Genomic DNA, 19,034 nt, shown 5'->3' with positions numbered 1-19,034 from the left:
CGCTTTCAACTTCGCAGTGCACCTGTCGCAAGCTTTCGGTGCAGCTCCATTTATTAAATGGAGTTTACCTACCACTTATAGTAAATTTTAAGCTATTATAACCTTCCTGCTTTAAGATCCGCGGTGTGCCTGTCGCAGGCTTTCGGCACAGCTACTATTTAAAAAACAGTTATCTCAACGCTAATTTTTGTTAAGTAGGTAATTAAAGCTCTCCCGCTTTCAACTTCGCATGCCACTCTTTTAAAAACGGAATATCTTCTTCTTTAATTGCTCCAGTTTCTGTTGCAGCTTCTACTAAAAAGTCAAAGTTCGTTAAAGAAACGTATTTCACACCCGCTTCTTCAAAGGCTTGTTCAGCACGTGGTAAATTATATGTATAAACGCAGACTACACCTACTACTTCACAGCCCGCAGCACGTAATGCTTCAACTGCAGTTATTGATGAGCCACCAGTTGAAATGATGTCCTCTACTACAACTACTTTTTGACCCTGGGCGATTTTCCCTTCGATTTGGTTGCCACGACCGTGTTCTTTGGCCTTTGAACGAACGTAAACCATTGGCATTTCTAATACATCCGACACCCAAGCAGCATGCGGAATACCAGCTGTTGCAGTACCAGCTATACATTCCGTTTCCGGGAAGAATTCTTTAATATTTCGTGCAAGACCTTGCGCGATTTGTTTACGAACTGTTACGTCAGAAATTGTTAAACGTGTATCACAGTAGATTGGTGATTTTATTCCTGAAGCCCAAGTAAATAAATCATTGGCATTCAATTCCACAGCTCCTACCTTTAACATTCCATGAGCGATTTCATTTTGTACAGTCATTTATTTTTCCTCCCATAATTCGCAAACTTTTTTATATGCTGCTACCGGATCTGTTGCCCCAGTAATAGCTCGACCTACAACGATTAATGATGACCCACCGGTGCGAGCTCCATTTGGTGTGGCAATTCGCTTTTGATCATGAGCTTCTCCACCAGGTAAACGAATACCAGGTGTCACTCTTAAAAACTCCTGCCCACAAGTTTCACTAATCTGACCTGCTTCGTGGACAGAACAAACAACCCCATCCAAACCAGCTTCCTTCGTAGTACTTGCATAATGCAATACAGAATCAAGTAAAGATAGATTAATCTTTTGCTCTTGTTTCATTTGCTCTTCTGTAGTTGAAGTGAGCTGTGTCACTGCAATCAATTTAGCCCTCTCTTTGCCGGCTGGTGTTCCTGCTTCTAAACCTTCCAGAGCACCACTCATCATCTCGATTCCACCTGCTGCATGAACATTGACTAAGTCAACCCCTAAGCGAGCCAATCCTTTCATGGCCGACTTGACAGTATTCGGAATATCATGGAGCTTTAAATCTAAAAAAATATCATGGCCTTGTTCCTTCACTTTTTGAACAATGCCAGGACCTTCTTGCAAATATAACTCCATCCCAATCTTTACGAAAATGGATTCGTTGAATTGGTCTAAAAACTGGAAAACTTCTTTCTCACCAGGGAAATCTAGTGCAACGATTGGGTTCTTGTTCATTTACAGATGGCTCCTTCCAATGAGTTCCTTAATGTGTTTTATCCCCAGCTTCTCTAATCGAGCTGGTAATTCTTCAATAATATTCGGACAAACAAAAGGATCCACAAAATTAGCTGTACCTACTGCTACTGCCGATGCACCCGCTGACATAAAGTCGATTACGTCTTGTGCGTTTGTCACACCACCCATCCCGATAATTGGAATGTTGACAGCCTTGTACACTTCATACACCATACGGATGGCTACTGGTTTTACAGCAGGACCTGATAATCCACCAGTCCCATTTGCAATAACAGGCTTGCCTGTACGTTCATCCAAACGCATACCTACTAGCGTATTAATCATAGTAATCCCATCTGCTCCACCTGATTCAACCGCTTTTGCAATTTCAACAATGTCTGTTACATTCGGTGACAGTTTCACATACACAGGTACCTTGGAAACTTTTTTGACAGCTTCCACTAACTCTCTAGCAACAACAGGATCTGTTCCAAATGTAATCCCCCCATGCTTTACGTTTGGACAGGAGATGTTTAACTCCAATGCTTTAACATTTGGAGCAGTTGAAATCTTCTCAGCTACTTCAACATAGTCTTCAGTAATCGTTCCAGCAACATTTGCAATAATTGGGACATCGAAGCGTTCTAAATATGGGAGTTCATTATTCATTACTTTTTCTAAACCAGGGTTTTGTAGTCCGATGGCATTTAACATTCCAGCCGCTGTTTCTGCCACGCGAGGCGTCGGATTTCCTAGACGAGTCTCAACTGTTGTTGCTTTAATCATGATGGCTCCTAGTTTTGATAAATCATAGAGATTTGCAAATTCTTTACCAAATCCGAAACAGCCTGAAGCTGGCATGATTGGATTTTTTAAATCTAAGCCTGGGAGTTGAATACTTAGTCGACTCATAGCTCAACAACTCCTTTCGGAAATACTGGTCCATCTGAGCAAACTTTTACATAGTCCTTATCGGTTTGCTCTGTTGTTTTGCAAATACAAGCAAAGCATGCACCAATGCCACACCCCATACGTTCTTCAAAAGATAAGTAGCCTGGCTTCTCTGGGTAAAACTGCTCTAATGCACGTAGCATTGGTAGGGGTCCACATGAGTAAAACACATCAAATTCAGGTTGTAGTTCTTCCAATAAATCCGTTACAAAGCCTTTAGTTCCTTTACTGCCATCTACCGTTACGAAATGTGTGTCGCCTAATGTAGAAAACTGATCTTCATAAAAACATACATCCTCCGTAGCAAAGCCAAATACATGAATTGTACGGATTCCACGCGCGTTTAATTGTTGGGACAGTTCATAAAGTGGCGGTACACCAATTCCTCCACCCACTAGTAGGGCTGTTCCTCCCTCAGGTGCTGCTTCTACTGGGAAGCCGTTTCCTAGAGGGCCAAGGACATCTACTTCATCTCCCACTTGTTTTTGTGAGAGAATCTGCGTACCCCTTCCTTCAGCCCGATAAATTACTGTCGCTTCTCCTGTTTCTTTGTTAATATTTGCAATACTTATTGGTCGTCTAAGAAGTGGCTCAAAGCTGTCTGACACACGAATATGGACAAATTGTCCAGGATTCATGTCCTGAACAATTTGACCTTGTAATGTTAGTTCAAAAATATGATGAGCTATTTCACTTTGACGAACGACTATCATTCGTTCTTGTTGAATCATTAATGAACTACCTCCGCTTTTGGCATTTCTTCTGCTGTAAATGTCATGGATTCAATTACTTCCAACATTGCTTCAGCTGTATCTAATGATGTTAAGCAAGGTACACCATTTTCCACAGATTCACGGCGAATTCTAAATCCATCACGAGCCGGCTGTTTGCCTTTTGTTAACGTATTAACAACCAGTTGTGCTTGACCATTTTGAATTACTTCAAGCAACGTTTTTTCTTTAGATCCGATTTTTCCAACTACATCTGCCTTAACTCCAGCTTCCTCAAAGTTTCGTGCAGTGCCTTCTGTCGCCATAATGCGATAGCCGACTGTGTTAAATCGCTTCGCTAATTCAATCGCTTCTTTTTTATCCTTATCAGATACTGTGAATAATACAGTTCCGTGAGTTTTAATTTCCATTCCAGCTGCAACAAAGCCTTTGTATAAAGCTTTTTCGAATGTTGCATCTTTCCCCATTACTTCCCCTGTAGATTTCATTTCAGGACCCAATGTAATGTCTACACGACGAAGCTTCGCGAAGCTGAATACTGGAACTTTTACGAATACACCTTTACGTTCTTTTGCTAAGCCCGTTGGATATCCTTGTTCAACAATTGATTGACCAAGAATGGCTTTTGTTGCAATGTTTGCCATTGGAATGTTGGTAATCTTGCTTAAGAACGGTACTGTACGACTTGAACGAGGATTTACTTCGATTACGAAAATATCTCCTTTTGATAGTACGTACTGAATATTCATCAACCCTACAATGTTTAACCCTTTTGCTAGACGAGTTGTATAATCCACAATCGTTGCTTTTTGTTCATCAGTTAACTTTTGAGGTGGGTATACAGAGATAGAGTCACCAGAGTGGACCCCTGCTCGTTCAACATGCTCCATAATACCTGGAATTAATACATTTTCACCATCACTGATTGCATCGACTTCAATTTCTTGACCTGTTAGGTAGCGGTCAACAAGTACCGGATGATCTGGAGAAGCTTCTACTGCGTGTTCCATATAATGTTCTAATTCTTGTTCGTTATATACGATTTCCATCGCGCGTCCACCCAGTACATATGAAGGGCGAACTAGAACTGGGAAGCCAAGTTTTTTACCGATTGCAAGTGCTTCATCAGTTGAAATCGCTGTTTCACCTGCAGGCTGTGGAATGTCTAATTCACGTAACGCTTGCTCGAATTTATCACGGTTTTCTGCACGATCAATATCTTCTAGGCTTGTGCCTAAGATTTTCACGCCATTTGCCGCTAATTTGTCGGCCAGGTTTATCGCAGTTTGTCCACCGAATTGAACAACTACACCAACTGGTTTTTCTAAATCTACAATATGCATGACATCTTCAATCGTAAGTGGCTCAAAGTATAGCTTGTCAGAAATCGAGAAGTCCGTTGAAACTGTTTCAGGGTTTGAGTTAATGATGATTGCTTCATAGCCTGCTTCTTGAATTGCCCATACAGAGTGAACTGTAGCATAGTCAAATTCAACCCCTTGACCGATACGAATGGGACCAGAACCTAACACGACTACAGATGGTTTATCTGTTACGATGGATTCATTTTCATCTTCGTACGTTCCGTAGAAGTAAGGTGTTGTCGATTCGAACTCTGCAGCACAAGTATCAACCATTTTATATACAGGAATAATGTTTTGTTCTTTACGGTATTCGTAGACTGCATTTTCATTTGTATTCCAAAGCTCAGCAATTTTCTTATCCGCAAAGCCCATACGTTTAGCTTGGCGTAAAATTTCTGCATTATTTACGTTTTCTGCTAAAGTCACTTCCATTTTAATAATGTTTTGCAATTTATTTAAGAACCATAGATCAATTTCTGACCATTCATGGATTTTTTCTATTGTCACACCACGACGTAACGCTTCGGCGATGAAGAATAGACGTTCGTCTCCTGCTTTTCGAATACGTTTTTCAATCCAATTATCACTATTCTCTTCAGCATGCTTTAACTCGATATGTACATGCCCTGTTTCAAGTGAACGTACCGCCTTTAAAATTGCTTCTTCAAAATTACGGCCTAGCGCCATTACTTCACCAGTTGCTTTCATTTGTGTTCCTAAATTACGTTTAGCTGATTCGAACTTATCAAATGGCCAACGAGGGATTTTAGCAACAATGTAGTCAAGAGCTGGTTCGAAATCGGCATAAGTAGAACCTGTAACCGGATTAACAATTTCATCTAAAGTTAAACCTACTGCAATTTTCGCTGCAAGCTTTGCAATTGGATATCCAGTTGCTTTAGATGCTAATGCTGATGATCGTGATACACGTGGGTTAACTTCAATTACATAATAATTGAAACTGTTAGGGTCTAACGCTAATTGAACGTTACAGCCACCTTCGATTTTAAGAGCACGGATAATATCTAATGAAATGTTGCGCAGCATTTGATATTCACGGTCCGATAATGTTTGGGAAGGTGCAACTACGATTGAATCACCTGTATGAATACCGACTGGGTCGAAGTTTTCCATGTTACACACAACAATTGCGTTATCGATGGAGTCACGCATTACTTCATATTCAATCTCTTTGTAGCCAGCTATCGATTTTTCAAGCAAGCATTGTGTTACTGGACTATATTTTAAACCGCTTGTCACGATTTCTTCCAGTTCTTGATCGTTTGTGCAAATACCCCCGCCTGTACCGCCAAGAGTGAATGCTGGGCGAACGATTACTGGGTAGCCAATTCTAGCTACAAAGTTTTTTGCTTGCTCAAGATTTGTAATAATATCAGATTCAGGAACTGGCGCACCTAGTTCATACATTAAATTACGGAATAAATCACGGTCTTCTGCCTTATGGATGGCATCTAATTTCGTACCTAAAATTTCAATTCCCAGCTCATCTAAAATGCCAGAGTTATTTAATTCAATGGCCATATTTAAGCCCGTTTGCCCACCAAGTGTTGGAAGGATTGCATCTGGACGTTCCTTACGTAAAATACGTGATACAAATTCTAGTGAAATTGGTTCAAGATAAACTTTGTCTGCAATTTCTGTATCTGTCATGATTGTGGCAGGGTTTGAGTTGATTAAAATTACACGGTAGCCTTCCTCTTTTAAAGAAAGACAAGCTTGTGTACCTGCATAGTCAAATTCTGCTGCTTGTCCAATTACGATTGGACCTGATCCGATTACTAAAATAGTTTCAATATCTGTACGTTTAGGCATGTTGTTTCCCTTCCTTTACATGTGATTCCATTAATTCAATAAATTCGTCAAATAAGTGGTTGGAATCTTCTGGTCCCGGTGATGCTTCTGGGTGGTATTGTACTGTAAATACTGGATGCTTTTTATGACGTAATCCTTCGATTGTGCCATCATTTAAAGCAACATGTGTTATTTCTAAATCGGTATTTGCTAATGAGTTTTCATCAACAGCATATCCGTGGTTTTGTGAAGTAAGCTCTGTTCGGCCCGTGCGTAAATCCTTTACGGGGTGATTTGCTCCGCGGTGACCAAATGGAAGCTTAAAGCTTTTTGCTCCACTTGCTAATGCAAACAGCTGGTGCCCTAAGCAAATACCGAAGATTGGAACTTTTCCGATTAAATTACGAATTGTTTCAATACCTTCTGTCACATCGGCAGGGTCTCCAGGTCCATTTGACAGCATAATTCCATCTGGATGCCATGCTAAAATTTGTTGTGCTGAAGTGTTGTAAGGTACCACTAGGACGTCACAATCACGTTTGTTTAACTCCCGTAAAATACCATGCTTCATACCGAAATCCATTAGTACAACACGTTTTCCACGACCTGGACTTGGATAAGCTGCTTTAGGTGAAACTTCTTTAACATGATTTGTGATTAATGGTGTTGCTTGTAATGTTGCTACCGCTTCATCTATATTTACTTCTTCATCAGCCGCTGTAAGCATCGCTTTTACAGCACCTTTTGAACGAATAATTTTTGTCAGTTTACGTGTGTCAATCCCTTCAATCCCCGGGATATCCTGAGATTCTAAATAATCATTTAATGAAAGATCACATCTAAAGTTTGATGGTTCTTTTGCAAGCTCCCGACAAACCATGCCACGAATAGCTGGTGTAATGGATTCAAAATCATCACGATTAATGCCGTAATTCCCGATTAATGGATAAGTAAATGTTACAATCTGTCCGTAAAAGGAAGGATCTGATAATGTCTCCTGATAACCAGTCATCCCAGTTGTAAATACTACTTCACCTTGTGACGCTCTTTCGCTACCGAATGCTTGCCCGTTAAATACTGTTCCATCTTCTAAAATCAATAATCGCTTTTTCATTATTTTGCCTCCTCGTAAACGATGTTACCTTCTACCATTGTAAGTACCGGCCAGCCTTTTGCCTTCCAACCAGTAAATGGTGTATTACGACCTTTTGTTTCAAATTCATCTGGATTAATTGTTTGTTCTTTATTTAAATCAATTAATACTAGGTCAGCTGTAGCACCTACTTCTACTGTTCCATAAGGAAGGTCAAAGATTTGTGCTGGCTTAACTGTTAGCCAATCAACTAATTGCTTCAAAGTCCATTTCCCTGTCTCAACATATTGTGTATATAGAAGTGGGAATGCTGTTTCAAAGCCTACGATTCCAAATGGGGCCCCAACCATTCCACAGCATTTTTCCTCAACTGTGTGAGGTGCATGATCTGTAGCGATACAATCGATTGTTCCATCAAGTAATGCTGCATGCAGTGAATCTTTATCATCACTTGCTCGAAGTGGTGGGTTCATCTTCCAGTTTGCATCATCACTTGGAATATCCATTTCTTCTAACAATAGATGGTGTGGACAAACCTCCGCAGTCACGCGAATTCCTGCTGCTTTAGCATCTCTTACTGCACGCACTGATTCTTTTGTTGACACATGACATACGTGATATCGTGCTCCAGCTGCTTCTGCTAATAGTACATCACGAGCAATTTGGACTGACTCACAAATAGATGGAATTCCTGGTAATCCAAGTTCTTTATTGCGTTTCCCTTCATGCATAACCCCTTCATAGATTAAGGAATTATCCTCACAGTGCGCTACCACTACCATGTCAAGTTTAGCTGCAGCCTGCATTTGTTCGTACATTGTTGCAGCAAGCTGTACACCAACTCCATCATCAGAGAAGGCAACTGCCCCGCTCGCTTTTAGTGCCGCTAGATCTGTACGTTCGTCACCAGATTGTGCAACCGTTAATGACCCGTATGGTAAAACACGAACTTTTGCACTTTGTTCGATTAAGCTATTGATTAATTCCAAATTTTCAACCGAATCAGGGACTGGTTTTGTATTCGGCATCGCACAAATTGTAGTAAAACCACCTTTTGCAGCAGAGGCTGTTCCCGTTGCGATTGTTTCTTTATGTTCAAATCCAGGCTCACGTAGATGAACATGCACATCAACAAACCCTGGAGCTAGCAAATGCCCATTACCGTCAATAATTTCAGCATCTCCAGGTTGTTCTCCGCCAATTTCTATGATGCGTCCTTCAACGATTGTTACCGTCGTGTCCACTAATTCACTTTGCTCGTTTAATAGTTTTACGTTTTTAATATATTTTGTCATGTCTATCGTCCTTTCAGGAGTGTCTCTAATATTGCCATTCTGACAAAAACGCCATTTCGAACTTGGTCAAATATTCGCGAACGGTCACATTCAACCAGCTCTGATACAATTTCTACGTCTCGATTTACTGGAGCAGGATGCATGATTATTGCGTTTTTCTTCATTTTTGCTTCCCGCTCAAAAGTAAGTCCATATTGTTCATGGTAGCTTTCTTTTGAAAAGCTTTTATTTACAACATGGCGTTCATGCTGGATTCGCAAGAGCATGACCACGTCACTGTCCTCAATTAGTCCATCCCAAGAGTGATAAGCTTCAAATTCTCCTGCCCACTCTGGTGGACATAAGAAACGAACGTTAACCCCTAAACGTTTTAATGCAGTTGCATTTGATTTTGCAACACGGCTATGGGAGATATCTCCAACGATTGTTACATTTAATCCTTCAAATGAACCAAATTCTTTATGTATTGTATATAAATCCAACAAACTTTGTGATGGGTGCTGGCCGGCTCCGTCTCCTGCATTAATCACTGCTACATTGATGCCTTCTAGAAGTTCATTGTAATATTCATCTTCTTTTGCACGAATAACAACTGCATCCATGCCGATCATTTCTAATGTTTTAATTGTGTCATACATCGTTTCCCCTTTTAAGGCACTGGAAAAATCGGCATCAAAGGGAATGACTGTACAACCCACTTTTCTTTCAGCCATTTCAAAGCTTGTTTTTGTTCTCGTACTTGGCTCAAAGAAAAGATTTGCTACATGATAGGGTTTTGTTAACCTAGACAATTCACCGTCTTCAAACTGTGCTGAACGTTCGATAATCTTCATCACATCATCATTTGATAAGTGTTCCATTGATAATAAATTTCTCATTAATTTTTCCTCCTAATTTTTGCGTTTTCTATTAGAAAACAGCTTTACTAAATCTCTATTAGTAGAAAAAATGCCCCGCAAATTTCCATTCGCGAGGCTAAGGGTATGACAAGCTAAGGTACCCCAAAAAGGATGTACCCACTTGCCTATTCCCCTTCTTTGCCTCTCTGGACAATTCATTAAAAGGTAATATTATTCTTCTAATAATGTATCTTTTTTATCTCTTCCTGGTAATACAAGGTTTAAAATCACTCCGACAATAGCTGCTAACGCCATCCCTTCGATGGAGAAGGACTCATTGAAGCGAAGTGCTGCTCCACCAATCCCAACTACTAAGATGACAGATGCGATAACCATGTTGCGGCTGTTACCAAAGTCGATGTTGTTTTCGACTAACATACGCAGACCACTTGAAGCAATAATCCCAAATAGCAGGATGGAGATTCCACCAAGTACTGCTGTAGGTATCGTTTGTACTAACGCCATTGCTTTTCCAAGGAAGGAGAATAAAATGGCCAATACTGCTGCACCAAAGATGACATACACTGAAAATACTCTAGTGATTGCAAGTACTCCGATGTTTTCTCCGTATGTTGTTTTCGGAGGTCCACCAATTAGCGCACTTACAAATGTCCCTAGTCCATCACCAAGTAATGATCTATGTAAGCCAGGGTCTTTTATGTAATTTCGGTTTACTACTTTCCCTAATACTAATTGGTGACCGATATGTTCTGAAATTGTTACGATAACAATAGGTACCATCGCTAGTAATATTGTAGATGTAATTTTAAATTCATAATCTACTCCCGGGATTATGAACTCTGGTAAAGAGAACATTTTTGCTTGAGTGACCGGAGTAAAATCCACAATACCGATGAATGCGGAGTAAATGTACCCTACGATTAACCCTAATAGAATTGGCATTGTACTCAAGATGTTTTTGAAATAAACATTAAAAATGATTGCTGCAAACAGAGTAACTAATGCTGCTGTAAAATGTTTGAAGCTATATTCTCCATTTACGTTCATCGCCATATCTACCGCAGTTCCAGCTAATCCAAGTCCAATTACGATGATTACCGGTGCTACTACGATTGGTGGCAACAAGCGCATTAACCATTTATAACCTGTTTTCCAAATTAATAAGGACACTATTCCATAGACAAGTCCGACTGCCATTGCGCCTATCATTGCGTTTCCTGGATTCACGCTTGCTCCATTTTCATCTAATCCGCCAGCAGCAATTAGGATCGGTGCAATAAAGGCAAAGGATGAACCTAGATAAGCTGGTACTTTAAATTGTGTAATTAGTAAAAAGATGATTGTTGCAATCCCACTTGTTAGTAGTGCGATTGCAGGACTTAATCCTACTAACTGAGGAACTAAAATTGTGGAACCAAACATTGCAAACATATGCTGAAAACTTAATGTAATGAGCTGGCCTGCTGTAGGCTTATCATGGATGTCTAAAACCGCTTTTGACATGATCTTTTCCCTCTTTTATCTGTTAATCTAATTTATGGAGTGTTACGTTATCTTCTTGATCGACTTCTGTTAAACGAACAACGATTTTCTCAGCACCGGAAGTTGGAATGTTTTTTCCAACGTAATCCGCCCGAATCGGCAATTCGCGATGTCCTCTATCTACCAGTACTGCTAGTTGAATATGTGATGGGCGGCCTAAATCCATTACCGCATCTAAACCTGCTCGTACCGTACGCCCAGTATATAAAACATCGTCTACTAGGATAATTTTTTGATTCGTTACTACATAATCAATATCCACTTGCTGTACTAATGCTTCACCGTTTGCGTTTTTTGTAGAAAGATCATCTCGATATAAAGTGATGTCCAATTCTCCAGTACGGATTGGTTTGCCTTCAATTTTCTCGATTTTTTCTGCTAATCTTCTAGCTAAGAAAGCACCACGTGTTTTAATCCCTACTAGAATACATTCGTCGATTCCTTTGTTTTTCTCGATGATTTCATGGGCAATTCTTGTTAAAGCACGATTCATTGAAGGGCCATCTAAAAGTTCTGTTATTTGTCCCATCATTTTTCCTCCTTCCTAATTTGGATTTGCTAGTCTCGAAACAGTCATAAGAGGGATGTAGTTTTTTCACAAAATAAAAACCTCTTAAAGTTTTGGCTTTAAGAGGTTTGATATACGTGTCGAAATAACATGTTTGGACAATTTTTGCACTATACGCATATAGTGATGCCATCTTTTCACTACTATTTTGAGTTAATAGTCTAAAAACTATTCCCCATTCGTGAAAAGTGCATAATCATTCCATAACATTTCTACAAGTACCTTCTCAGCCTCTCTGGACTGCCATTAAAGGTGAATATATTCGATTTTGTTTTTAGTGTTCCCATCTCTGTAGGATATTCACTGTTGTTAGTATAGACTGTATAAAATTTTTCGTCAACCTTATTTTAAAAATTATTGAAAAAACACCTCGACCAAAATCTGTCGAGGTGTTGAGAGAATCTTCGCTAATTCCAATCTGAATAGAAAATTACTTAAGCTTCATTTCTTAATTGTTCTAATAATGCCACATAATCCTCAGGTAGCGGAACTTCAAACTCAAGATATTCTCCGGATGCAGGATGTACAAATCCTAAAACGCCGGCATGCAATACTTGGCCACCAAATTCGATTGTTTTCTTCGGACCATATTTTGGATCCCCTACAAGCGGGTAACCAATATAGTTCATATGAACACGAATTTGGTGAGTGCGTCCTGTTTCGAGACGACATTCTACAAGTGTATAATTGCCAAGTCGCTCCATAACACTAAAGTGAGTTACTGCATGTTTTCCATTATCAACGACTGCTTGCTTTTGACGGTCTTTCGGATCACGTCCAATAGGTGCATCAATTGTTCCTTTGTCATGAGCAATATGTCCGTGAACTAGAGCCGTATATTTACGAGTAACTGTTTTATTCACAAGTTGATCGACAAGTGAATGGTGCGCATGATCATTTTTTGCAACCATTAACAGTCCAGATGTATCTTTATCAATTCGGTGCACGATTCCAGGTCTTAAGATACCGTTAATCCCAGATAAATCCTGACAATGATGCATCAAGCCATTTACTAAAGTTCCTGTTAAGTGACCAGGTGCAGGATGAACAACCATTCCCTTTGGTTTATTTACTACAAGAACGTCTTTGTCCTCATAGATAATTTCCAGGTCCAAATCCTCTGGAATTACTTCTAAATTTTCAGGTTCTGGAACATCTACCTCGATGACGTCGCCTAATTTGACTTTGTATTTTGCTTTAACATTTTCACCATTTACTTTGACAACTCCATCTGTTATCCAAGCTGCAATTTGAGATCTTGACCACTCTTCTTGTATTGCCGAAAGTGCTTTGTCTATACGCTCTCCTGCATTTTCTTGTTCAATTGTTATTGTGACTACTGTCATTATTTCACCTTTTTCTTTTCATTCCGTTCTTCTCTAAGCATTACTAAAATAAGCATGATAACTGAAATCGTTAAAGCTGCATCAGCAATATTAAAAATTGGGAAGTCATAATTTATAATCGGAATTAGTACATCTGCAAAATCGACAACTTCTCCTCTAAAAATTCGGTCGATAAAATTACCTAAAGCACCACCAAGTAAAATCATTAAGCTGATTCCAAAAGCCGGCTTTCCTTTTGCTTCTTTATGGAAGTAATAGATGATACCGGCAATAACGATTAACGTTACAATGGTAAAAATCCACATTTGCCCTTCTAACATCCCCCATGCAGCACCACGATTGCGATGAGATAGTAGGCCAAACCAAGGATCCCAAATAACGATTCGATCTCCAAGCTCCATATTTTTAACAACTAACCATTTCGTCCACTGATCTAATATTAAAACGATTGCAGCGATACCATAGTATTTATACACAGTATTCCCCCATTTGCCAATAATCTTCACTATTTTTTGCTATAAGCTAATCAGACGGCAAAAACTAAAGTTTTATCCATTACTTCTATCCTAACATGGAACGTTCTGGTAGAAGAACTAAACACTAACGGAATTCTATTGTTTTTTTGGTTCTATGTCAAATGTTGGGGTGATGTGTTTTTGCACGTCACCCTATTAACCTAAATGAACACCGAATTCTTTATATAAATCATTCAATAAAATCTTTGCTTTAAAATGCTTAAAGCTCCTAAAACCATAAGCATTACGTTTCATTACCTTCGATTTATTATTAATTCCTTCTAAAAAACCATTTGAATAGCCAAAACTAAAACTATTTAAGATCTCTACTTGCCAATTCTTAAAGGTTTGAATGGCTTTTATAAATGCTGGGATATTTGCTTCTTCTACCTTACGGTAATAAGCTTCTAATCTATTCTTCACTTCTGCAATATCATTCGTCGTTTTTGCCCAATCAAACCATTTACAATAGGCTTCTTTTAGTTCATATGCTTGCTTTAATTCCTTTGACATTCCCGTGTAGCGATTTAAATACCATCGATTCTTTTCCGTTAACTTATCAAAGCGTTTATATAAGACATGACGCATTTTTTTGCACTTTTTTCGATCGTATGGATGCCAATCCTTCTGCACTTTACGACGCACCTCGTCTAGAGCCCAATAAATATAACGACAATAATGGAATCGATCGGCAATAATGATAGGACGATTTAAGGCTTTTTTAACAGCTGCTTTAAAGCTTGGATTCATATCCATTACGACGACTTCTACATCTGATCCATATGTCATTAGATAATCCTTAATCGTTTCTTTTCTACGATTCGGTAAAATATCAATTGGTTCGTGCGTTTCAGCGTTGGCAATGATTAGTTGATAGGTCCCCGCATCTGTATCTCCTTTATATTCATCAATCGCAATACATTTTGGTAAATGGACCCCTTCATTTAGCTGCTCTTTTACCACCTTTTTAAAGCGACGAATTACCGTCGAACTGGATGTTCCAAGGACTTCTGCTGCTTCTTTAAATGTCTTTGCCTTTACTGAACGGATTCCAACAACTTGATTCCATTCTTTTGAGTAACGTTGATACTTATCCACGAAAGGAGATTTTTCCGAGAAGCGTTTTCCGCACTCACATACATAACGTCGACGTTTATAGAAAAGGATGGTTAATCGTTCAAACCATTTTAAATGTTTAATTTTTTGAATTCGATAATCATGTATTTTAGAGGTCATTTTATTACAGTCTGGACACTGATGTTCTTTCTTCGGAATTGAAACGTAAAGAGCGATACGCTCCCCGATCTCTTCAATCTTATGAACAGTTACACCTTTTAATCCTGGGATATTTCTGTTAAAATTCATAATGCACGTATCACCTTTCATTGCTTGTTTCTCGACAATTCAAGTATATCGAAATCGGTGATTACGTGCTTTTTTTTATTTCAAATTGTAGTAAAACCCCAACAAATATTATAGAACCGTTTTTTTCAGTGAAAAAACAACCGCCCCCCGAAAACGAGAGCGGTTATTTATCTGCGTCGTATTAGGCTTAGAAATTGGACTTGTATATATGTGTGTAGTGCAGTGATTTATCCGCCAGTTTCCCCAATATTTACGCAAATTTCACGAAGATATTCGTTAACTTAAAAAATTACTATTTAAACGTAGTATTTTTCAACTACATCTGCACATCGACTACATAATGTAGAGTGTGCTTCGTTTTGACCTACAGTTTCAGAATAAGACCAGCAGCGTTCACATTTTTCTCCGTCTGCTTTTTCAACAATAATAGAAGTTTTTTCTAATACAAGAGCATTTTCAGGTGCACTTTCTTTACCTGTCACCACTTCAAGCTGAGAAATGATGCAGCTTTGTGCAAAATTAACCGCTGGATCATTTAATAGTGCTGTAACCTCTTCATTTGCAAAGATTGTAAGCTTTGCTTCCAATGACTTTCCGATTGTTTTCGCATTACGAGCTTCTTCAAGTGCTTTTAATACTTCGTCACGCACGACAATTACTTTTTCCCATTTTGTACGAAGCTCTGGGAAATTGCTATGCTCGTCAACTTCCGGGAAGTCTGTCAATTGAACTGATACTTCCTCTTCGTTTAAGTAAGACCATAACTCATCAGTTGTGTGTGGCAAGATTGGTGTTAGCACTTTTAATAAAGTTTGGAGAGTATCATACATCACCGTTTGCATTGCACGACGATCTTGATTATCTTTTCCTTCAATGTACACAACATCTTTTGCTACATCTAAATAGAATGCAGATAATTCTACTGCAACAAAGTTATTAATTGTATGGTATACAGAAGCAAATTCATAACGATCATACGCAGAACGAACCGCTTTCAATACATCCTGTACGCGCATATACATGTATTGATCCATTTCACGTAGATCATCGTAAGCTACGCGGTCCGTTTTAGGATTAAAATCAGACACGTTTCCATGCAAGAAACGAAGTGTGTTACGGATTTTACGATATACTTCCGAAATTTGTTTTAACATATCCATTGAGATACGAACGTCCCCAGTGTAGTCCACTGAAGCAACCCATAAACGAAGGATATCAGCCCCATATTGATTCATAACTTTTTCAGGAATGATAACATTTCCTAAAGATTTACTCATTTTGCGGCCATCGCCATCCAATACGAAACCGTGTGTTAAAAGTCCTTTATATGGTGCATAGCCATTAATTGCTACAGATGTAATTAATGATGAGTTAAACCATCCACGGTGTTGGTCAGATCCCTCTAAATAAAGGTCAGCTGGATATTTCATACCACGCTCTACAAGTACACCTTGGTGAGATGAACCAGAATCGAACCATACGTCCATGATGTCATTTTCTTTGGAGAACTTCCCGTTTGGACTTCCTGGATGAGTAAATCCTTCTGGAAGTAATTCTTTTGCTTCCCACTGGAACCAGATATTTGACCCGTGTTCACGGAATAACTTTGACACATGGGCAATCGTTTCAGGTGTAATAATTTCTTCACCATTTTCAGTGTAGAATACTGGAATTGGTACTCCCCACGCACGTTGACGTGAAATACACCAGTCTCCACGGTCACGAATCATATTATAAAGTCGAGTTTCACCCCAAGCTGGCGTGAATGTTGTATCTTCAACCGCTTTTAATAGCTCATCACGGAATGCTTCTACAGAACAGAACCATTGTGGTGTAGCACGATAAATTACTGGTTTTTTCGTACGCCAGTCATGTGGGTACGAGTGAGAGAAGAAGGATAGCTTTTCTAAAGCGCCAGCTTCTTTTAACTTTTCAGTTACCACTTTGTTTGCATCATCATAGAACAAACCTTCGAATCCAGGTGCTTCATTCGTATAGCAGCCTTGGTCATTGATTGGGCTTAATATTTCTAGACCGTATCGCTTACTAACCTGGAAGTCGTCTTCACCATGACCAGGAGCCGTATGAACACATCCTGTACCAGCATCAGTCGTAACGTGATCACCAACCATAATTAATGAATCGCGGTCGTATAATGGGTGTTTCGCAACTACGTATTCAAGCTCTTGTCCTTTAACTTCTTGAACAACTTCCGCATTTTCCCATTCAAGTGTTTGAGAAACTGTTTCTAATAAATCCTTTGCAATGATAAATTTGTTATCATTTACAGCCACTACTGCATAAGTAATTTCAGGATTTAAAGAAATCCCTAAGTTTGCAGGAATTGTCCATGGTGTCGTTGTCCAGATGATGAATTTTGCATCTTCAGGAACAACGCCCTTTGCATCCTTAATACCGAAGCTTACATAAATTGAAGGAGATTTAATATCTTGATATTCTATTTCTGCTTCTGCAAGAGCTGATTCTGAAGAAGGAGACCAATAAACTGGTTTTAGACCTTTATAGATATAGCCTTTTTCAGCCATTTTACCGAATACTTCAATTTGACGTGATTCAAATTCAGGTTTAAGTGTGATATATGGATTTTCCCAGTCTCCACGAACTCCTAAACGGCTGAATTGAGATTTTTGATTTTCAACTTGCTCATATGCATATTTCTCACATAGCTCGCGGAACTCCGCTACAGTCATTTCTTTACGTTTTACACCTTTGTTTGTAAGGGCCTGCTCAATTGGTAAACCGTGCGTATCCCAACCTGGTACATACGGTACGTGGTAACCAGTCATTGAACGATGACGGTTAATCATATCTTTAAGGACTTTGTTTAACGCATGACCGATGTGAATATCTCCGTTGGCATATGGAGGGCCATCGTGTAATACGAAATGCGGACGGTCTTGTGTACGCTCTAAAACTTTTGCGTAAATGTCCATTTCATTCCATTTTTCTTGCATTTTTGGTTCGTTTGCTGGTAAATTTCCGCGCATTGGGAAATCCGTCTTTGGCATTAATAACGTATCTTTGTACTCGACCATTTTAAGTCCTCCTAAAGTTTATATTTAATTAAATAAAAAAGCCTCTCATCCCCACTAAAGGGACGAGAAGCTATAACTCGTGGTACCACCCTAATTTGTAATCCAATTCTACAATCAGATTACCTCTTAGACACTTTAACGCAAGTGTATACGAAATCACTTACTTCTATAAACACACCTGGTGTTCTAATTTCAATGATTTTGCTCAGGAGTGATTTTCTTTAATGAAGGATTAGTTCGAGCTCTCACCATCCTCGAATCGCTTTTGACCACTTCAAAAAATACTGTCTCCGTCACCGCATATTTATAAGTTTTTTTTAATTCTCGATTATCAGTATATGGAACCAACCAATTTTCGTCAAGTAAATCAAATTTTATAAAAGTTTATTTAACTCTTCACTTGTTATTTCGATCTCATCTGTTTCTTTTCTTGCATGTTTTTGAATATCGGTAAGTCCAACGTCATATTCCATTAGATGATCCCAGTCATCCGTACTTAAGAGGTCCAATTGAGCCTCCACCAACATTTTAAAACGATTGCGGAATACTTTGGACTGCTTTTTCAACTCATCAATTTCAATTGCAATTTTACGAGCTTTCCCTAATGCTTCATTCACGATGCGGTCAGCATTTTTCTCTGCCTCTTTAATAATAAGTTTCGATTCTTTCTGGGAATTGCGACGAACTTCTTCTGCAGCTTCTTGAGCAACAACGATCGATTTTTGCAACGTTTCTTCCAATGTATTATAATGACTCATTTGTTCGGTCATTGTTTTTATCTTCTCTTCTAACTCTTTTTTCTCACGAAGAATAATTTCATAATCTTTAATGATTTGATCAAGAAATTCGTTTACCTCGTCTTCTGCATAGCCGCGGAAGCCTCTAGTAAATTCTTTATTATGTATATCAAGAGGTGATAATGGCATGGTCAACACTCCTTTTCATTTGAAATATCTTACTCTATTATACAGCTCGTCTCGTCACTTGACATCAAAT

General features: G+C 39.0%; 15 protein-coding genes and 1 other annotated feature. All 15 genes read right to left on the bottom strand.

All coding sequences use genetic code 11. The features are described 5' to 3' along the window. Positions 1-202 precede the first annotated feature (202 nt). The 15 genes from pyrE to C1N55_RS05830 all read right to left on the bottom strand — a co-directional run bounded on the left by pyrE (position 203) and on the right by C1N55_RS05830 (position 18,964). Positions 203-832: an orotate phosphoribosyltransferase gene (gene pyrE, locus C1N55_RS05900; RefSeq protein ID WP_137727959.1), complete on the bottom strand. Its 630-nt coding sequence runs from the start codon at positions 830-832 to the stop codon at positions 203-205. Continuing rightward, the gene (gene pyrF / locus C1N55_RS05895; protein ID WP_137727958.1) at positions 833-1,540 is read right to left on the bottom strand and encodes an orotidine-5'-phosphate decarboxylase; all 708 of its coding nucleotides are present in this window, start codon (positions 1,538-1,540) and stop codon (positions 833-835) included. Beyond that, positions 1,541-2,452 (bottom strand): dihydroorotate dehydrogenase, encoded by a 912-nt coding sequence (locus C1N55_RS05890; RefSeq protein WP_137727957.1) that lies wholly within the window; start codon positions 2,450-2,452, stop codon positions 1,541-1,543. It lies immediately after the preceding gene. Next, positions 2,449-3,222, bottom strand: coding sequence for a dihydroorotate dehydrogenase electron transfer subunit (locus tag C1N55_RS05885; protein WP_137727956.1), 774 nt, complete (start codon positions 3,220-3,222; stop codon positions 2,449-2,451). The genes C1N55_RS05890 and C1N55_RS05885 overlap by 4 nt, the downstream gene beginning before the upstream one ends. Further along, positions 3,222-6,419, bottom strand: a complete 3,198-nt coding sequence (gene carB, locus C1N55_RS05880; RefSeq protein WP_137727955.1) for a carbamoyl-phosphate synthase large subunit — start codon at positions 6,417-6,419, stop codon at positions 3,222-3,224. Before carB ends, C1N55_RS05885 begins: the two co-directional genes overlap by 1 nt. Continuing rightward, positions 6,412-7,512 (bottom strand): carbamoyl phosphate synthase small subunit, encoded by a 1,101-nt coding sequence (locus C1N55_RS05875; protein WP_137727954.1) that lies wholly within the window; start codon positions 7,510-7,512, stop codon positions 6,412-6,414. Before C1N55_RS05875 ends, carB begins: the two co-directional genes overlap by 8 nt. Next, positions 7,512-8,786 (bottom strand): dihydroorotase, encoded by a 1,275-nt coding sequence (locus C1N55_RS05870; protein WP_137727953.1) that lies wholly within the window; start codon positions 8,784-8,786, stop codon positions 7,512-7,514. Before C1N55_RS05870 ends, C1N55_RS05875 begins: the two co-directional genes overlap by 1 nt. Positions 8,787-8,788: 2 nt before the next feature. After that, positions 8,789-9,664, bottom strand: coding sequence for an aspartate carbamoyltransferase catalytic subunit (locus C1N55_RS05865; protein WP_137727952.1), 876 nt, complete (start codon positions 9,662-9,664; stop codon positions 8,789-8,791). 192 nt (positions 9,665-9,856) lie between these two features. Further along, positions 9,857-11,149 (bottom strand): solute carrier family 23 protein, encoded by a 1,293-nt coding sequence (locus tag C1N55_RS05860; protein ID WP_137727951.1) that lies wholly within the window; start codon positions 11,147-11,149, stop codon positions 9,857-9,859. 22 nt (positions 11,150-11,171) lie between these two features. Beyond that, positions 11,172-11,717, bottom strand: coding sequence for a bifunctional pyr operon transcriptional regulator/uracil phosphoribosyltransferase PyrR (gene pyrR, locus C1N55_RS05855; RefSeq protein WP_137727950.1), 546 nt, complete (start codon positions 11,715-11,717; stop codon positions 11,172-11,174). 473 nt (positions 11,718-12,190) lie between these two features. Continuing rightward, complete coding sequence (locus C1N55_RS05850) at positions 12,191-13,102, bottom strand: RluA family pseudouridine synthase (protein ID WP_137727949.1); 912 nt, start codon at positions 13,100-13,102, stop codon at positions 12,191-12,193. After that, positions 13,102-13,578, bottom strand: a complete 477-nt coding sequence (gene lspA, locus C1N55_RS05845) for a signal peptidase II (protein ID WP_137727948.1) — start codon at positions 13,576-13,578, stop codon at positions 13,102-13,104. Before lspA ends, C1N55_RS05850 begins: the two co-directional genes overlap by 1 nt. A 195-nt stretch (positions 13,579-13,773) precedes the next feature. Beyond that, a complete protein-coding gene (locus C1N55_RS05840; protein WP_137727947.1) occupies positions 13,774-14,982 on the bottom strand; it encodes an ISL3 family transposase in 1,209 nt (402 codons plus the stop codon). Positions 14,983-15,278: 296 nt separating this feature from the next. After that, entirely contained in the window at positions 15,279-18,038 is a 2,760-nt protein-coding gene (ileS, locus tag C1N55_RS05835) for an isoleucine--tRNA ligase (RefSeq protein ID WP_137727946.1), read from the bottom strand. 55 nt (positions 18,039-18,093) lie between these two features. After that, positions 18,094-18,344 (bottom strand) — a binding site (T-box leader). 68 nt (positions 18,345-18,412) lie between these two features. Next, complete coding sequence (locus C1N55_RS05830) at positions 18,413-18,964, bottom strand: DivIVA domain-containing protein (protein ID WP_137727945.1); 552 nt, start codon at positions 18,962-18,964, stop codon at positions 18,413-18,415. Between the last annotated feature and the right edge of the window lie 70 nt (positions 18,965-19,034).

Origin of the sequence: Lysinibacillus sp. SGAir0095, assembly GCF_005491425.1 — a bacterium.
Taxonomy (GTDB): Bacteria; Bacillota; Bacilli; order Bacillales_A; family Planococcaceae; genus Ureibacillus.
The sequence above is the reverse complement of the archived record's forward strand: the minus strand, read 5'-3'. Positions and strand labels throughout refer to the sequence as shown.